We start from the raw sequence: 475 nt of genomic DNA, 5'->3' as shown, positions 1-475 counted from the left end.
GGTTGGCGTAAAAGTGGTGATTGTGCCGGTAGAAGGTCGCTTTCAGGAGGCGCGGTTGATGGATATGAGCCATGATCTGACGTTATCCGGTTGGGCGACGGACAGTAACGACCCGGACAGTTTCTTCCGTCCGTTACTGAGCTGCGCGGCAATTCATTCGCAGACCAACCTCGCCCACTGGTGCGATCCGAAATTCGACAGCGTATTGCGTAAGGCGCTCTCTTCGCAGCAGCTGGCGGCGCGTATTGAAGCCTATGACGAAGCGCAGAGTATTCTGGCGCAGGAATTGCCCATTTTGCCGCTGGCGTGGTCATTGCGTTTGCAGGCCTATCGGTACGATATCAAAGGTCTGGTACTTAGCCCGTTTGGTAACGCCTCCTTTGCTGGGGTGTATCGCGAGAAACAGGATGAGGTGAAAAAACCATGATTATCTTCACCTTACGCCGCATTTTGTTATTGATTGTCACCTTGTTCC

The 475-nt window shown here is 53.1% G+C and carries 1 pseudogene; it reads left to right on the top strand.

Annotated elements, in window-relative coordinates:
• Positions 1-427: pseudogene (locus tag K0039_RS25160) on the top strand (hypothetical protein); the annotation flags it as partial.
• Positions 428-475: the final 48 nt, after the last annotated feature.

Origin of the sequence: Terrisporobacter mayombei (assembly GCF_020748465.1) — a bacterium.
In the GTDB taxonomy this organism is placed as follows: Bacteria; Bacillota; Clostridia; order Peptostreptococcales; family Peptostreptococcaceae; genus Terrisporobacter; species Terrisporobacter mayombei.
The sequence above is the reverse complement of the archived record's forward strand: the minus strand, read 5'-3'. Positions and strand labels throughout refer to the sequence as shown.